The organism is Streptomyces sp. NPDC040432, from assembly GCF_055595445.1.
Genome location: NZ_JBVIVP010000007.1, coordinates 185,556 through 201,464 on the forward strand (window position 1 = coordinate 185,556; position 15,909 = coordinate 201,464).

A 15,909-nucleotide genomic window follows, 5' to 3' on the forward strand; every position below is an offset into this window, starting at 1 on the left:
CGCGCCGGCGCCTTCTCCTGAAGCCATGGAACCCGAGGCTTCCGCGCCACCGGACCAAGAGGTCCCGACGACCCGACAGATGCGCCGCATGCTCGTGGCGCCCCTGTCCCGCTCGGTGGCCTCGGCCGGGCTGCTGACCTGGCTGTTCTACGTGGCGCCGCTGGACCGCGAGGCCGGGGTGACGACCGTGCTGATGCTCCTCGTGGGTCTCGGCCTGTTCGGGGCGCTCGTCATCTGGCAGGTCTACGCCATCACCCACGCGGAGCACCCCGGGCTACGGGCCGTGGAGGCGCTGGCGACCGCGGTCCCGCTGTTCCTGCTTCTCTTCTCCGTGACGTACTTCCTGCTGTGCGAGAACGACCCGTCGATGTTCTCGGAGCCGCTGGACCGCACCGACGCCCTGTACTTCACGGTCACGGTGTTCGCGACGGTGGGCTTCGGGGACATCGTGCCCGTCTCCCAGGCCGGGCGCGCGCTGACCACGGTGCAGATGATCGCCGACCTGGTCGTGGTCGGTGTGATCGCGAAGGTGCTGTTCGGCGCGGTCAAGATCGGGATGCGGCGCCGGGCGGGGGGCGGGGCGACGGACCCCGACGACGGTTCCGGCGGCGCGGGACCCCACCCGGGTGGACCATCGAGGAAGCGGGAAAGGAAGTGATCCATGGCGGAGCCGCGCACTCCTTCCGAAGCCGTGCCGGGGGGCGGACAACCACTGGAGGCCGATGTCCTGCGGCACATCCTCCGCAGCCCCGGCTACCTGAAGACGCTCGTCCTGTGCGCCCTCATCGGCATCCCGGTGTCCCTGGCCGCGTTCTGGTTCCTGGTGGCCCTGCACGAGCTGGAGCACGTCCTGTGGGCCGACCTCCCGTCGGCCGTGGGCCTCACGGACCCGCCCTGGTGGTGGCCGTTCCCGCTGCTGCTCTTCGCCGGGATCATCGTCGGCCTGATCGCGAAGCACCTGCCCGGCGCGGGCGGCGACGTCCCCGGGGCCGGTCTCCACACGGGGGTCGCCACGTCGGCGGCGCTGCCCGGGATCCTGCTCGCGGCCGCGGCCTGCCTGCCGTTCGGGGCGGTCCTGGGTCCGGAGGCGCCGCTGATCGCCCTGGGCGGCGGTCTGGCGCTGCTGTTCCGGGACCTGTCGAGGGCGCCGGCGACCCCGCGCGGCCTGGCGCTGCTGGGCGCGGCCGGTTCCGCCGCGGCCATCGCCGCGATCTTCGGCAACCCGCTCGTCGCCGCGGTCCTGCTGATCGAGGTGGCGGGCGTGGGCGGGCCCCAGTTGTTCGCCGTGATGCTGCCCGCCCTGCTGTCCAGCGGCATCGGCTCCCTGGTGTTCACGGGCCTGGGGCGCTGGACGGGGCTGGGCACCGGTGACCTGTCCCTGAAGTTGTACGCGCCGTTCCCCCGGCTGGACGCGCCGGACGTGTTCTGGGCGGTGGCCATCGGAGCGGTCTTCGCCGTCGCCCTGCACCCCGTGTCGGTCGGGGCCCGGGCGGTGGCCGGGTACGTCACGCGGCGCCCCTTGGTACGGACCGTGCTGTGCGCCCTCGGCGCGGCGGCCTGCGCCGCGCTCTACGCCCTGGTCACCGGCCGGTCGCCGGCCGAGGCCGCGTTGTCCGGGCAGGCGGCCCTCGCCTCGCTGGCCGCGGATCCGTACGCCTGGGGGGTCGGCGCGCTGCTCGCCCTCCTGCTGTTCAAGGGCATCGCCTACGCGTTGTGCCTGGGCAGCCTGCGGGGCGGCCCCGTCTTCCCCGGACTGTTCCTCGGCGCCGCGGCCGGTGTGCTCCTCGCGCCCCTGCCGGGCCTGGGGATCGCCCCCGCGATGGCGGCGGGCATGGCGGCGGCCACGGCCACCATGCTGCGGCTGCCGGTGAGCAGCGTGATCCTCGTCGTCCTGCTGCTCGGCAGCTCCGCGATGATGCCGGTGGTGATCATGGCGGCCGTGGTCGCCTTCGTCGTCACGGAGCTGCTGCCCGCGGGACGTCCGGCGGAGGTGCCGGCGGCGGACGGCGGGACGTGAGGGTAGAGCGGCTCCGTGCGAAGGCCCCGCCCGGCTGCCGGGCGGGGCCTTCACGCGGGACGGTGGGACGGCCTCGTCAGCACTTGAGGCCGGTGGAGGCGGCCGTCGTGGCCTCGTCGAGGGTCTGGATCTTCGGCTGGAGCTGGGTCAGGGCGTCCTTGCCGGTGGTGTCGCCCGGCAGGCCCTCGTACGCCTTCTTGAGGTCTTCGGCGGCGGCCTGCACCGCGTTGCGCTCCGCCTCCTTGAGGGCGGAGGTGTTCTCCTTCACGCCCTCCCAGTCCTTCTGGACGGCGTCGTAGGCGTCCTTGACCTGGTCCTTCGTCGCGTTCGCGGGGCTCAGGGCCTTCAGCTTGGCGTTGTCGGCCTTCAGCGCGGCCAGGTCGGTGCAGAGGTCGGCTGCGGCCTGCGTGGCCTTGCTCGCCTCGTCGGAGGGCGAATTGTCGCTGTCGTCCGAGCACGCGCTCAGACCGAACACCACGCTGACGCACAGCGTGGCGATCACCGGGAAACGCTTCATGGAGGGGCCTTCCTCGACCAGGGGACCAGACAGGGCGGACGCACGAGATTTATCAGTACATATGCCTTAATCCGTATCGATCGACACGTGACGCACCCGGACACCCTCCGTTCGGAGTCGCCGCGCCGCGGGGGTGCGGCAGACCTCGGCACCCGCACCCGCCACACCCCCGCCGCCGGGGCGCACCGCACGGCGCACGAACCCTCCCCCGAAGGGGATCCGATATCTGTCACCGCGAAGTGAGAATTAACCACAAGGCCCGGTAAACATTTCTCACACATACGGTGGGCCCGAATTATTCATCCCACGGAACGACCCCCACCGTGCTACTGTCGATACCAGTTGCAGTTGTGGTTCCCAAAACTCCAAGTGCCTCCACCGGATTCTTTCGGGTGGAAGCACTTCTGTATTTCCGGTGCATTTTCCGGACGGGGCAATCATCGCGGCGACGCGGAGTCGGCACAGTGCGGACTCCGGGATTTGCCCCCGAAGGAGATTCAAAATGGCATCTGGCACCGTGAAGTGGTTCAACGCTGAAAAGGGCTTCGGCTTCATCGAGCAGGACGGTGGCGGCCCCGACGTGTTCGCCCACTACTCGAACATCGCCGCCCAGGGCTTCCGTGAGCTCCAGGAAGGCCAGAAGGTCAACTTCGACATCGCGCAGGGCCAGAAGGGCCCGACGGCCGAGAACATCGTCTCCGCCTGACGCAAGCGCAGGACGAGCCGGGTCCCGCACCTTGGGGTGCGGGCCCCGGCTCGTCCTTTTTTCCACACGCGGGCAGGGCCCACGGCTCCGGAATGGAATTCCGTAAGAGCCTCCGCGGCCCACCGGCCGCATCGTTCGGCCCACCCCGTTCCGTTTTTTCATCCGGCCCGTTCTCGCTATTCTCCGCGCGGTGCGTTTCGCTGCGGGAATTCCTTGATACGCGCCGCATCAAGGAAGGTTCCCCATGAACCGCACACGTACGAACGAACGATCCTCCCGCAGCCGCTCCGGCGGCGGCTCCTGGTCCTCCTCCACCCGTTCGGCCGCCCCCTCCCGCTCCGGCGGTGGACAGGGACGGTCCGGCGGCTACGGCCGTCCGAGCGGCGGTTACGGCCGTCGGCCCGCCGCCCCGCAGGGGGAGTTCGCACTGCCCGAGACGATCACCCCGGCGCTGCCCGCCGTCGAGGCGTTCGCCGACCTCGGCATGCCGGGGCCGATCCTCGCGGCCCTCGTGGCCGGGGGCGTGACCGTTCCGTTCCCGATCCAGGCCGCGACCCTGCCGAACACCCTCGCGGGCCGTGACGCCCTCGGCCGTGGACGGACCGGTTCCGGCAAGACCCTCGCCTTCGGCCTCGCGCTGCTCTCCCGCACCGCCGGTCGGCGCGCCGAGCCCCGCCAGCCGCTCGCGCTGGTCCTCGTACCGACCCGCGAGCTCGCGCAGCAGGTCACCGACGCGCTCACCCCGTACGCCCGCGCCGTCCGGCTGCGGCTGGCCACCGTCGTCGGCGGCATGTCCATCGGCCGGCAGGCCTCCGCGCTGCGCGGCGGCGCCGAGGTCGTCGTCGCGACGCCGGGACGCCTCAAGGACCTCATCGACCGCGGTGACTGCCGGCTCGACCAGGTGGACATCACCGTCCTGGACGAGGCCGACCAGATGGCCGACATGGGCTTCATGCCGCAGGTCACCGCTCTGCTCGACCAGGTCCGCCCCGGCGGCCAGCGGATGCTGTTCTCCGCGACCCTCGACCGCAACGTCGACCTGCTCGTGCGCCGCTACCTGCACGACCCGGTCGTGCACTCCGTCGACCCGTCCGCGGGCGCCGTCACCACGATGGAGCACCACGTCCTGCACGTCCACGGCACGGACAAGCAGGCCACGACCACCGAGATCGCCGCCCGCGAGGGCCGCGTGATCATGTTCCTGGACACCAAGCACGCGGTGGACCGGCTGACCCAGGACCTGCTCAACAGCGGCGTACGGGCCGCCGCGCTGCACGGCGGGAAGTCCCAGCCGCAGCGCACCCGCACCCTCGCCCAGTTCAAGACCGGGCACGTCACCGTGCTGGTCGCCACGAACGTCGCCGCGCGCGGCATCCACGTCGACAACCTCGACCTGGTCGTCAACGTGGATCCGCCCACCGACCACAAGGACTACCTGCACCGCGGCGGCCGCACCGCCCGCGCCGGTGAGTCCGGCAGCGTCGTCACCCTCGTCACGCCGCAGCAGCGGCGCGCCATGACCCGCCTGATGTCCGACGCCGGCATCAGCCCCACGGTCACCCAGGTCCGCTCCGGCGAGGCCGAACTGCAGCGCATCACGGGCGCCCGCACCCCCTCGGGCGTGCCGGTCGTCATCACCGCGCCGCCGGCCGAGCGCACCTCGCGCAGCGCCACCTCCCGCGGCGGACGTGGCCGCCCCTCGCAGGCCCGGCGTCGCCCGGCCCGCACGCGGTCCGTGCTCGACACCGCCGCGTAAGGTCCGCGACCCGGCCCACGGCACACGGCCGCACCGTGAGGTCCACGGTGTGAGGCCCCGGGCTCCGGGCCCTACGGTGGGGCCAGGGGCCCGCGGCCCCGAGGCCCCCGGTACGGGGCCCGGCACCGGCCGGGGTCCGACCGTCGGGCCGCTCCCTTCCTCCCCTGCTCTTCCCTGTGAGGTCCCATGCGCTGCGTCATCGCCCGCTTCCCCTTCGACCTGACCAAGAACGGCGTGCTGGAAAAGATGAAGGGCGTCAAGCCCGAGCCGGTCACCGGTGACTCCGTGATCATCGGGCGCCGTACGTACCCCGTGAAGCAGGTGGGCGAGGTCGTCACCCGGCAGGACCGCCGCGACTTCAGCGCCGCCGAGGTCGTCCGGGCCATGACCGCCCTCGGCTTCACCTGCCGCACCCTCCCCGTCGAGCCCGCGCCGGCGCCCGCTCCCGCCCTCACCCCGCTCCAGCGGGCCTCGGCGGCACTCGGAACGCCGGTGTCCGCCTGACCCACCGAACCCGCCCGCAGGTGGGGACGCCGGCGTTGCCCCGAGGGTGGGGCGACGACGGAACCTGTGGATGGTGTTGAATTTCCTTCGGGGCCCCGGTGCCGTACGGCGCCGGGGCCCCGACACGTTCCCCGAGGAGGTGCGGATGACGGCGGACAACCCGCTCGGCGACCGACTGGAAGACGACGACTACCCCGCCTACACGATGGGGAGGGCGGCCGAGATGCTGGGCACCACGCCCGGGTTCCTCCGCGCCATCGGTGAGGCCCGGCTGATCACACCGCTGCGCTCAGAGGGCGGCCACCGCCGTTACTCGCGCTACCAGCTGCGGATCGCCGCCCGGGCCCGGGAACTCGTCGACCAGGGCACTCCGGTCGAAGCGGCCTGCCGCATCGTCATCCTGGAGGACCAGCTGGAAGAGGCCCAGCGCATCAACGCCGAGTACCGCCGGGCGGCGGGACGACCGGACGACGACACCGGCTGACACCCCCCGGAGGGGCGACTCCGCTCCCTCCGCGTACCTCCGCATGCCCTCGCGTACCTTCGCGTACCTCCGCATGCCCTCGCGTACCTCCGCATGCCTTCGCGTACCTCCGGATCGTCGACACCGGACGACCGCCCGGCTCCGGGCGGTCGTCCGGCACATCCGCGCCACCTGTCGCGCGGCCCGCCGGTTACCTTCACCCGGACGTCCCGTACGGGGCGACGGGCCCACCGGCCGACCGAGCGACGGATCACCACGGGGATGTGACCGATGAACCAGGACGAACGGGACGACAGGAACAACAGGAACGACGGGGACGGCACGACGGAGCGGGGCGACCGGGGTGACCGGGGTGACCTCCTGGCGCTGCGCTTCGAGGAACACCGCGCCCACCTGCGGGCGGTGGGCTACCGCATGCTGGGATCGCTCGGCGACGCCGAGGACGCCGTACAGGAGACGTGGCTGCGGCTGAGCCGGTCCGACGTCGGCGCCGTCGACAACCTCGGCGGCTGGCTGACCACCGTGACCGGGCGGATCTGCCTGGACCTGCTGCGTTCCCGCACCACCCGGCGCGAGGAGCCACTGGAGGTGGGGGAGACACCGGTGCGGCTGCCCGACCCCGTCGTCAGCGGCCCCCACCGGCTCGACCCCGAGCAGGAGGTGCTCCTCGCCGACTCGGTGGGGATCGCGCTGATGGTCGTCCTGGAGACCCTGTCCCCGGCCGAGCGGCTCGCGTTCGTCCTGCACGACATGTTCGCGGTGACCTTCGAGGAGATCGCGCCGATCCTCGGCCGGACCCCCGCGACGACCCGCCAACTCGCCAGCCGGGCCCGGCGCCGCGTCCAGGGCGTGGCGCCCGCCCCGGACGGCGACCCGACCCGGCGCCGGAAGGTCGTGGACGCCTTCCTCGCCGCCTCGCGCGGCGGGGACTTCGAGGCCCTGGTCTCCCTCCTCGACCCGGAGGTCGTGGCCCGCTCCGACGGCGGATCCGTGCTGCCCGGCCTGCTGCGGCGGGGCGCGGCCGACGTGGCGTCGCAGGCGATCACCTTCGCCCGGTTCGCCGAGTCCGCCCACCCGGCGCTGGTCAACGGCACGCCCGGGGTGGTGTCGATGGCGGACGGCAAGCCGATGGCGGTCATGGCGTTCACCATCCGGGACGGCCGGATCACCGCGCTGGACATCCTCACCGACCCCGAGCGGCTCGCGCTGATCGACCTGAGCGCGGTCCTCGCCGGCTGACCCGGGGGGCCCGGCGGGGGCGGGCCGTCGGAATCGGGCCGTCGGAATCGGGCGGTCGGAATCGGGCGGTCGGCGGAACGGGTGCCCCCGCCCGGCACCGAGCGGCTCCGGCTCACACCGCCGGGGCCGCCGCGGCCGGGGCGTCGACGGACGCGGCGGGGGCCGGCGGGGGCGTGAGCAGCGGGGGGTTGAGCCGGGCGAAGCCCTCCTGGCGCTCGTACGGGAAGTACGGGTACGGCGCCGGGCGGTGGCTCGCGGCGTCCAGACGGGCCGTCTGCTCGGGGGACAGCGACCAGCCGACCGCGCCGATGTTCTGCCGGAGCTGCTCCTCGTTGCGCGCACCGATGATCACCGATGAGACGGTGGGGCGTTGCAGCAGCCAGTTGATGGCCACCTGCGGAATGGTCCGGCCGGTCTCCCGGGCCACGTCGTCGAGGGCGTCGACGACGTCGTGGAGCTGTTCGTCGTCGACCGGCGGGCCGTAGTCGGCGGTGTCGTGCAGTCGGCTGCCGGGCGGCAGCGGACGGCCCCGGCGGATCCTGCCGGTCAGCCGGCCCCAGCCCAGCGGGCTCCACACGAGGGCGCCCACGCCCTGATCACGACCCAGGGGCATGAGTTCCCACTCGTAGTCGCGGCCGACGAGGGAGTAGTAGACCTGGTGCGCCACGTAGCGGGGGAAACCGTTGCGTTCGGAGGCGGACAGGGACTTCATCAGCTGCCAGCCCGCGAAGTTGGACACGCCCACATACCGGATCTTGCCGGCGCGGACGAGCTGGTCGAGGGCGGAGAGCACCTCCTCGACGGGGGTGGCGGCGTCGAAGGCGTGCAGTTGGAAGAGGTCGAGGTAGTCGGTGCCGAGGCGACGCAGGGCCTCCTCGGTCGCCTTGATCAGGCGGGAGCGGGAGGTGCCGGCGTCCATGGGGCCGTCGCCCGTCGGCAGACCGGCCTTGGTCGACAGGATCACCTGGTCGCGGCGGCCCCGGACCGCTCGCCCCAGGACCTCCTCGGAGGCGCCCTCGGAGTACACGTCGGCGGTGTCGAACAGGTTGATGCCCGCTTCCAGGCAGATGTCCACCAACCGGCGCGCCTCCTGGGCGTCGGTGGTGCCCCAGGCCCCGAAGAGCGGCCCCCGGCCGCCGAAGGTGCCGGCGCCGAAGCTGAGGGCGGGGACCTTGAGGCCGGACGTGCCGAGCTGCCTGTACTCCATGACGTTTCCCTCCAGAAAGCGGTAACGGGACCGCAGACCCTTTAAGGTGGTCCCAACGTAACACCACACCGTCACTAATGGAACCGGAGACCCGTTATGGCTTCGAGCGATGCCTCCGAACCGGGGACAGTCCGCCCCGGGGGCAGAACGGCCCGCGTCCGCACCGCCGTTCTGCGGGCAGCCGGGGACACCCTGGCCGAACAGGGCTTCCACGCACTGGACCTGGCCGAGGTCGCCCGTCGCGCGGAGGTCGGGAAGACCACCGTCTACCGGCGCTGGGGAAGCGTCGCCGCGCTCGTCGCGGACCTGCTGACGGACATGGCCGAACAGTCGCTGCCGCGCACCGAGACGGGCTCCCTGATCGACGACCTCACGGCCAACGCGGACCTCGTCCGGCGCACGCTGACCGACCCGCGCCAAGGCGCCCTGTTCAAGGCCGTCATCGCGGCGGCCACGAGCGATCCGAGGACGGCCGAGGCCCTGCACCACTTCTACGAGGTCCGCGTCGCGGAGTGGGCGCCCTGCGTACGGGAGGCCGTCGAGCGGGGCGAACTCCCGCCGGGGACCGATCCCGCCGAGGTGATCCGGGCCGTCTCGGCCCCCCTGTACTACCGGTTCCTGACCACCGACGCCCCCCTGGACGCGACCGCGGCCGGCCGCGCCGCCCGCGCGGCCCTGGCGGCGGCCCGCGCGGGGGCGTACGCCTGAACGGGGACCCGACGGGCGGGAAGCAGGGCCGTCAGGTGCGGTCGACGAAGACGCTCGTCGACTTCACCCGGGCCGTCGCCCGCATGCCGACCGCGAGGCCCAGTTCCTCCACGGCCTCCCGGGTGAGCAGCGACACCACCCGGTGGGGTCCGGCCTGGATCTCCACCTGGGCACCGACCGTGCCCAGCTTGATGCCGGTCACGATCCCCGGGAACGCGTTGCGGGCCGACGTGTGGCGGGCGTCCTCGCCCTCGGCGCCCTCCTGCGCGACCTCGACGCAGAACGCCGCCAGGTCCGGCCCGTCCACGATGCGCCGGTTGCCCTCGCGGCGCGTGGGGAAGCGGCCCGCGTCGGCCCAGCGGCGGGCCGTGTCACTGCTCACGCCGAGCAGCCGGGCTGCCTGGCCGATCGTGTAGGACTCCATGGGCCGCAGCCTAAGGGCTGTCCCGTCGGCGCCGGTCGGCGGTACGACCGGCCCGCCCACACCTGGGTGCGTGCGGGTCAGGCCGCCGTCGCGTGTTCCGGGAGGCCGAGCGCGTGGTCCAGCGTCGCGTCCGATGGGGTACCCGTGATGGTGGTGCCGTCCGGGAGGCGGATGAGGGGGATACCGGGCAGGTCCTCGCGCCGAACCCGTTCGAGGGCGGCGCGCAGCTCGGCGGCGCCTCCGTCACGGCGGACGACGGAGAACTCGGCGGCGATGCCGCGCAGCACCCCGGGGTCGGCGATGTTCAGGCCGTCGGTGTGGTGGGCCCTGAAGAGCCGCTCGACCACGGCCTCGGCCCGGCCCTGCGCCGCGGCGTCCGCGATCAGCCGGTGCGCCTCGAACGTGTTGGACCACACGGCCCGTTCGTGGTCGAACTCCAGGCCCTCGGCGGCGGCGAGCGCGGTGATGCGGGCGACGGCGGCGTCGGCCCCGTCCCCGAACGCCCGGCGCAACAGGTTCGCCTTGGGTTCGCCCTCGGTGCCCGCCCCGGGGGCCAGTTGGTAGGGGTGGAGGACGAAGTCGACCGTGCCTCCCCCGGCCCGGACACGGGCGGCGGCCCGGCGCAGACGGTCGAAGGCGAAGCAGGACCAGACGCAAGGGATGTCGAGAGTGATTTCGATCTTCACTTGGGGCCTCCACGTACGGTTCCGCTACAGGGGACGGCTGACGGCGCAAACGTAGAAGTGCAGGGGCGTCGCGGTCATCTGTCGGTTGACCGGGATCGAAGGGGGAACCTCCGTGCTGGTGGGGAGGGCCGAGGAACTGGCCGTCGTGGAAGAGCTGCTGACGGGGGCGGGGGCGGGGCGCAGCGGGGTCCTGGTCGTCCGGGGCGAGGCCGGCATCGGCAAGACCGCCCTGCTGGACGCAGCCGTGGCCGCGGCGGGCAACGGGCCACGGGTGCTGAGCGGCACGGGGACGGAGTTCGAGAGCGCGTTGCCGTACTCCGGTCTGCACCTGCTGCTGCGGCCGGTGCTCGGCCGGATCGACGCCCTTCCCGGGGCCCAGGCGGCGGCCCTGCGGACCGCGCTCGGGATGGGTGAGGCCGCGCCGAGCGGCGGGGACCGTTTCCTGGTCGGGCTCGCGGTGCTGACCCTGCTGGCCGAACTCGCCGAGGAACGCACCCTGTTCTGCGTGCTGGACGACGCGCAGTGGCTGGACCTGGCCTCCGCGGAGGCGCTCGTGTTCGCGGCCCGGCGACTGCACGTGGAGCGGATCGCCGTCCTCTTCGGGGTGCGGGATCCGCACACCCCCGGGTTTCGGCCCGACGGCTTCGCGGAGCTGCGGCTGCGCCGCCTCGACCAAGCGGCCGCCGGCGACCTGCTGACCTTGTACGCGGCCGACCTGCACCACCACGAACGGCAGCGCATCCAGCGGGAGGCGGAGGGCAACCCGCTGGCCCTGCTCGAACTCACCACCGCGCGCCGGGAAGGGCACGGGCTGTCGTACGACGGCCCGCGCGGCCGGATCGAGCAGGGCTTCGCCGCGCGGATCGGGGCGCTCCCCGAGGCTTCCGCCACCTTGCTGCTGGTCGCCGCCGCGGCCGACGAGGGCGACGCCGGCACGGTGTTCGAGGCGGCCGGGCTGCTGGGCGCGGGAGTCGGCGACCTGGCGCCCGCCGAGGCCCAGGGTCTGGTCCGGTTGGACGGGGGTCGGCTCGTCTTCCGGCACCCGCTGATCCGCTCCGCGGCCTACCGGTCCGGTCCGGCGGCCCGCCGACTCGCCGCGCACCGGGCCCTGGCCGACGCGGGCGGCGGGCACCGGGCCGCGTGGCACCGGGCCCAGGCGCAGGCCGCGCCCGACGAGGGAGTCGCCGCGGCGCTGGAGCGCAGCGGCGAGCAGGTCCGCGCGCGCGGCGGTCACGCGGCGCTGGCCACGGTGTACGAGCGGGCGGCCGCCCTGAGTCCGGAGCCGGCCGAACGGGCGCGCCGGTTGGGTTCGGCGGCCCGGGCCGCCCTCGACGCCGGGCAGTTGGACCGGGCGGGGGAGCTCGCGGAGGCGGCCCGCCGCGAGCAGGGCGGCGACGCGAGGGCCCGCGCCCGGGTGGCGGAGATCGCCGCGGAGGTGGCCAACGAGCAGGGAGACCTGTCGCGGGCGCACGTCCTGCTGCTGGACGCGGCCCTGCCCATCGCGGCGACCGAGCCGCGGGACGCCGGGCGGATGCTCTTCCTGGCGGTGGGCAGCGCGTGGGTGGCCGGTGATCCGGTGGCGGCGGCCGGTGCGGCGGCCGCGGCGGCGGAACTGGAACTGCCGGGCGGTTCCACGATCCAGGCCCTGGCCCGGGTGTCCTCGTCCGACGCGGGAGTCCGGACGGCCGCGCTGCGCGCCCTGCGGGAGGCGGCGTCCGGTCGGTCGGGGGATCTGCGCGAGGGCTTGAGGGCGGCCTGCTGGAGCGGCCTGCTGGGCGATCACCGGACCGCGTACGAGCGGGCCGGGGCCGTGGAGCGGGAGTGCCGGGCGCAGGGGGCGGTGGGGCTGTTGCCCCGGGCCCTGCTGGAGGTGGCACAGGCCCAGTTGCGGCTCGGGCTGCACCGGGACGCGTTGGCCGGGGGGACGGAGGGGCTGCGGATCGCCTCGGACACCGGCCAGACCCGGACCCGTGCCCAGCTGGCGGCGGCGTTGGCCCAACTGGCCGCGGCGCGGGGGGACGAGACCTGGTTCCAGGAGCTCGGGGTCCTCGCGGACGCTGTGGACCTGCCCGACGTACGGCATTTGAGGACCTCGGCCGCCATCCTGCTGGACCTGGGGCTGGGCCGCTTCGAGGCGGCGGCGGACCGGGCTGCCGCGGCTCCCGCCGGCTCGGCGTGCACCTGTTGCGGTCGGGACGCCGACGAGGTCGAGGCGGCCTTGCGGGCGGGCCGGCCCGCACAGGCGCGGGCGGCGTTCACCAGGCTGGCCGAGCTGGCCGGGCACTTGGACGGGCCCGGGGTACACGCCGTGCGGGCCCGGTGCGAGGGGCTGCTGGCAGGCGGTGCGGGCGGTTCGCCGGCCCCGGGCGGTACCCCGGGGCCCGACCCGGAGGAGCGTTTCCGGCGGGCCCTGGAGCTGCACTCCGTTCGGGACACCGACCGGTTCGAGGAGGCGCGTACGGGGTTGCTGTACGGGGAGTGGCTGCGTCGGAACCGCCGGCCGGTGGACTCCCGGGGGCCGTTGCGGACCGCCCGGGAGGCCTTCGACCGGCTCGGGGCGCGCCCGTGGGCGGACCGGGCCGCGGCGGAGCTGCGGGCGTCGGGCGAGAGCCGGACCGGACCGGGGGCGGAGTCCCCGACGGACCGCCTGACGCCGCAGGAGTTGCAGGTGGCCCGGCTGGCGGCGGCGGGCCTGACCAACCGTGACATCGGTTCGCAGCTCTTCCTCAGTCCCAGGACGGTCGGTTACCACCTCTACAACGCCTATCCGAAGCTGGGCGTGAGCTCCCGCGTGGAACTGGCCCGGCTGGACCTCGCGACGTAGCGGCGTGGCCGCGCCGCGTCCGCGCCCGGTCATCGTTCGTTTCACGTGAAACGGGCGATGACCGGGTGGCGCCGGTCGGGTTCCAGGTATCCCACCCCAGTCGTTCGACAGAGGCTCCGGTCGCACCGTCGACCCTAGGTTCGGGGCGAGGGAGCACGGGCGGCGCACCGCCCCTCCCGATCCGGCCGCCGCGGCCGGACCCGCCGGACCGACGAGGAGGCCCACCATGAGCACGTCCCTGGCCGCCATCGGGGCACCCGCCCCCTCCCGACCGAACCCGACACCCATGGCGACGGCGATGGTCGTGATCATCGGCTCGTTCATGATCGTCCTCGACACCACGATCCTCGGTGTCGCCCTGGGCGGGCTGTCCCGGCACTTCCAGGCCCCGCTCGCCACCATCCAGTGGACGGCGACGGGTTACACGCTGGCCCTCGCGGCCGTCATCCCGGTCACGGCCTGGGCCTCGGGCCGGTTCGGCACCAAGCGGCTCTACATGCTCTCCATCGCCGTGTTCGGCCTGGGTTCGGCACTGGCCGGTCTCGCCTGGAGCATCGAGACGCTGATCGCGTTCCGGATCCTCCAGGGGCTGGGCGGTGGCATGGTGGTGCCGCTCGGGATGGCCATGGTGTTGAACGCCTCCGCCCCGGAGCACAAGGGCCGGATGATGGGGCTGTTGGGCCTTCCCGTCCTGGTGGCCCCTCTGATCGGACCGGTGTTGGGCGGCTGGCTGGTCGACGCGGCCTCGTGGCGCTGGATCTTCTTCATCAACGTGCCGGTCGGCGTCCTCGCCCTGACCCTGGCCGCTCGGGTCTTCCCCCGGGACACGGCCCGCAGGACCGTTCGCCTCGACGTCGTCGGGCTGCTGCTGCTCTCCCCCGGCCTCTCGGCACTGATCTACGGACTCGCCACCGGCGGTGAGCACGGTGACTTCACCTCGGCGGGAACGCTGCTGCCCAGCGTGGTGGGCGCCGCCCTGGTGCTGGGCTTCGTCGTCCGGACGCTGCGGACGCGGTCCCCGCTGCTGGACCTGCGGCTGCTGAGGGTACGCGCCTTCGCCAGCGGGATCGGCACGCTGGCCCTGTTCGCCGGCGCCTACTTCGGGGCCATGATGCTGGTGCCGATGTACTACCAGCTGGTCCGGGGCGAGAGCGCGACGGTGTCCGGGCTGCTGGGCGTGCCGCAGGTGATCGCCACCGGTGTCGCCCTCCAGGTCACGAGCCGGCTGACCGACCGGATCCCGGCCGGACGGATCGTCCCCGTGGGGATCGTGCTCGCGGTGGTCGGGTACGCGCTGTTCACCCTGCGGCTCGGCGCGGACACCCCGTACTGGCAGCTGGCCGGCGCGCTGGCCCTGGCCGGCGCGGGCGCCGGGATGACCATGATGCCCACCGTGACCGGCGCGACCCGGGGTTTCGCCGCCGAGCAGGTGCCCGCCGCCTCGACCCTGATCAACATCAACTCGCAGATCGCGGGTTCCGCCGGTACCGCCCTGCTGTCGGTGCTGCTGACCACGGCCGCCGCCGGAGCCGGCGGGCTGGTCGCGGCGACCCCAGCATCGGCTCCCGCACTGGCCGCCGCCTTCCAGGACACCTACGTCTGGGTGGTCGCCCTGATGGCCGCCTCCTTGGTGCCGGCCCTGTTCCAGCCCCGCCGCTGATCCGATCCCGCCACCGATCCGACCCCGCCACCGATCCGACCCCGCCACCGGCCCGACCCCGCCACCGGCCCGACCCCGACCGAGCGGCCGAGGGGCATCCACTCCCCGGCCGCGTCGGCACGTCACCGGCCGGGGAGCGGCTGTGCGCCCCGGCGCTTCTGCTGTTCCAGGAAGGTGCGTTGGTCGGCGAGGAGGCCCGGGGGGAAGAGGGCCCGCGGGGCGAACAGGGCCGTCAGGGGAAGCCGCCAGGAGGAACGTTCGACAGGGGTGCGGACCAGGGCGTGGGTGGCGCCGGGGTACCGGTGGACGGTGAGGGTGCCGGGGGCGAGCAGTTCCCGGTACACGGCTTCGGTCTCGGCCCCGTCCACGTTGAGGTCGTCGGCCCCGGAGAGCAGCAGCACCGGCACCGGGGGCATCGCTCGGAGGTCCGCGCTCGCGTCGGCCGTGTGGTTGAGGCCGATGAACGTCCAGCGCTCCGCGCCGAGGTCCGGATCGGCGTCCGGGGACGACCGGTACTCCTCGTACGTCGCCCCGCGCCGCAGCAGCGCCAGGGTCGCCTCCCGTGCGCGCAGGGCGGCCGCGACCCGCTCGGGGCCGGCGCCCTCGGCCCGGAGTCCGGACCGCAGGTGGTACTCGCCCTGCCGGTGCCAATTGACGGCCGTGCCCACCGCGATCACGAAGGCCACGCCCGGGGCGGGGGCCCGCGCCACCACGGCCGGCATGACCCAACCGGCCTGACTGGCTCCCCAGAGGCCGATCCGGTTCCCGTCGATCCCGGGGCGGGTCCGGGCCCAGGCGAGGGTGTCGGTCGTTTCGCGGGCGCGGTCGTCCATGGATCGGGAGAGCCAGTCGGCGGGCTTGTCGAGGGACAGGGAGGCGTACCCGGCACGGGCGAAGGCCTCCCAGTAGGGCCGGTAGAACCCGTCGTGGGTGGCGTCCACCTCGCCGTCCCCGTGTACGAGGACGACGAGCGGGAAGGGGCCCGCGCCGTGGGTGGGGGTGGCCAGGACGCCCTCCAGCAGATGTCCGTCCGCAGGCACGGTGACGCGCTGTTCCCGCAGGTCGTAGCTGTTCTGCCAGAGCACGACGCCCGCGAGCGCGGCGGCCACGAGGACGACGGCGGCCAGGGTGACGATCAATGCCTTGCGCATGTCCGCTCCTTCTCCGGTCGCTTCCG

15 protein-coding genes are annotated in these 15,909 nt (G+C 73.7%); 10 read left to right on the forward strand and 5 right to left on the reverse strand.

The genetic code is table 11. The features are described 5' to 3' along the window. The first annotated feature begins 25 nt into the window (after positions 1–25). Both ACZ58N_RS18135 and ACZ58N_RS18140 read left to right on the forward strand, forming a co-directional pair. The gene (locus tag ACZ58N_RS18135; protein WP_471160517.1) at positions 26–658 is read left to right on the forward strand and encodes a potassium channel family protein; all 633 of its coding nucleotides are present in this window, start codon (positions 26–28) and stop codon (positions 656–658) included. Positions 659–661: 3 nt separating this feature from the next. Next, positions 662–2,017 (forward strand): chloride channel protein, encoded by a 1,356-nt coding sequence (locus ACZ58N_RS18140; protein WP_471160519.1) that lies wholly within the window; start codon positions 662–664, stop codon positions 2,015–2,017. 76 nt (positions 2,018–2,093) lie between these two features. On the opposite strand, the gene ACZ58N_RS18145 is transcribed toward ACZ58N_RS18140, so the two are convergent. Beyond that, a complete protein-coding gene (locus ACZ58N_RS18145) occupies positions 2,094–2,534 on the reverse strand; it encodes a hypothetical protein (RefSeq protein WP_471160522.1) in 441 nt (146 codons plus the stop codon). A gap of 502 nt (positions 2,535–3,036) precedes the next feature. On the opposite strand from ACZ58N_RS18145, the gene ACZ58N_RS18150 reads away from it, so the two are divergent. The 5 genes from ACZ58N_RS18150 (at position 3,037) to ACZ58N_RS18170 (ending at position 7,223) form a co-directional block, all read left to right on the forward strand. After that, positions 3,037–3,240 (forward strand): cold-shock protein, encoded by a 204-nt coding sequence (locus tag ACZ58N_RS18150; RefSeq protein ID WP_345280078.1) that lies wholly within the window; start codon positions 3,037–3,039, stop codon positions 3,238–3,240. A gap of 244 nt (positions 3,241–3,484) precedes the next feature. Then, on the forward strand, positions 3,485–4,996 hold the full coding sequence (locus ACZ58N_RS18155; RefSeq protein ID WP_471160525.1) for a DEAD/DEAH box helicase: 1,512 nt from the start codon (positions 3,485–3,487) through the stop codon (positions 4,994–4,996). Positions 4,997–5,182: 186 nt separating this feature from the next. Further along, positions 5,183–5,500 (forward strand): SCO5918 family protein, encoded by a 318-nt coding sequence (locus tag ACZ58N_RS18160; RefSeq protein ID WP_471160528.1) that lies wholly within the window; start codon positions 5,183–5,185, stop codon positions 5,498–5,500. 145 nt (positions 5,501–5,645) lie between these two features. Beyond that, positions 5,646–5,984: a MerR family transcriptional regulator gene (locus ACZ58N_RS18165; protein ID WP_281207462.1), complete on the forward strand. Its 339-nt coding sequence runs from the start codon at positions 5,646–5,648 to the stop codon at positions 5,982–5,984. 270 nt (positions 5,985–6,254) lie between these two features. After that, positions 6,255–7,223 (forward strand): sigma-70 family RNA polymerase sigma factor, encoded by a 969-nt coding sequence (locus ACZ58N_RS18170; protein WP_471160531.1) that lies wholly within the window; start codon positions 6,255–6,257, stop codon positions 7,221–7,223. Positions 7,224–7,335: 112 nt separating this feature from the next. On the opposite strand, the gene ACZ58N_RS18175 is transcribed toward ACZ58N_RS18170, so the two are convergent. After that, positions 7,336–8,430, reverse strand: a complete 1,095-nt coding sequence (locus tag ACZ58N_RS18175) for an aldo/keto reductase (RefSeq protein ID WP_471160533.1) — start codon at positions 8,428–8,430, stop codon at positions 7,336–7,338. A 96-nt stretch (positions 8,431–8,526) separates the two neighbouring features. Here ACZ58N_RS18175 and ACZ58N_RS18180 point away from each other — a divergent pair, with 96 nt between their 5' ends. Then, complete coding sequence (locus ACZ58N_RS18180; RefSeq protein ID WP_471160535.1) at positions 8,527–9,138, forward strand: TetR/AcrR family transcriptional regulator; 612 nt, start codon at positions 8,527–8,529, stop codon at positions 9,136–9,138. 31 nt (positions 9,139–9,169) lie between these two features. Here ACZ58N_RS18180 and ACZ58N_RS18185 read toward each other — a convergent pair whose 3' ends face one another. Together ACZ58N_RS18185 and ACZ58N_RS18190 are read right to left on the reverse strand one after the other, a co-directional pair. After that, a complete protein-coding gene (locus ACZ58N_RS18185; RefSeq protein ID WP_471160538.1) occupies positions 9,170–9,562 on the reverse strand; it encodes a TOBE domain-containing protein in 393 nt (130 codons plus the stop codon). A 77-nt stretch (positions 9,563–9,639) separates the two neighbouring features. Then, positions 9,640–10,248 carry a DsbA family protein gene (locus tag ACZ58N_RS18190; protein ID WP_471160540.1) on the reverse strand — a complete coding sequence of 203 codons (609 nt, stop codon included), beginning with the start codon at positions 10,246–10,248 and terminating at the stop codon, positions 9,640–9,642. Between the two features lie 112 nt (positions 10,249–10,360). Here ACZ58N_RS18190 and ACZ58N_RS18195 point away from each other — a divergent pair, with 112 nt between their 5' ends. After that, entirely contained in the window at positions 10,361–13,072 is a 2,712-nt protein-coding gene (locus ACZ58N_RS18195; RefSeq protein WP_471160543.1) for a helix-turn-helix transcriptional regulator, read from the forward strand. Positions 13,073–13,298: 226 nt separating this feature from the next. Further along, on the forward strand, positions 13,299–14,732 hold the full coding sequence (locus ACZ58N_RS18200) for a DHA2 family efflux MFS transporter permease subunit (RefSeq protein WP_471160546.1): 1,434 nt from the start codon (positions 13,299–13,301) through the stop codon (positions 14,730–14,732). A 122-nt stretch (positions 14,733–14,854) separates the two neighbouring features. Here ACZ58N_RS18200 and ACZ58N_RS18205 read toward each other — a convergent pair whose 3' ends face one another. Beyond that, positions 14,855–15,883, reverse strand: a complete 1,029-nt coding sequence (locus ACZ58N_RS18205) for an alpha/beta hydrolase family protein (RefSeq protein WP_471160549.1) — start codon at positions 15,881–15,883, stop codon at positions 14,855–14,857. Positions 15,884–15,909 lie beyond the last annotated feature (26 nt).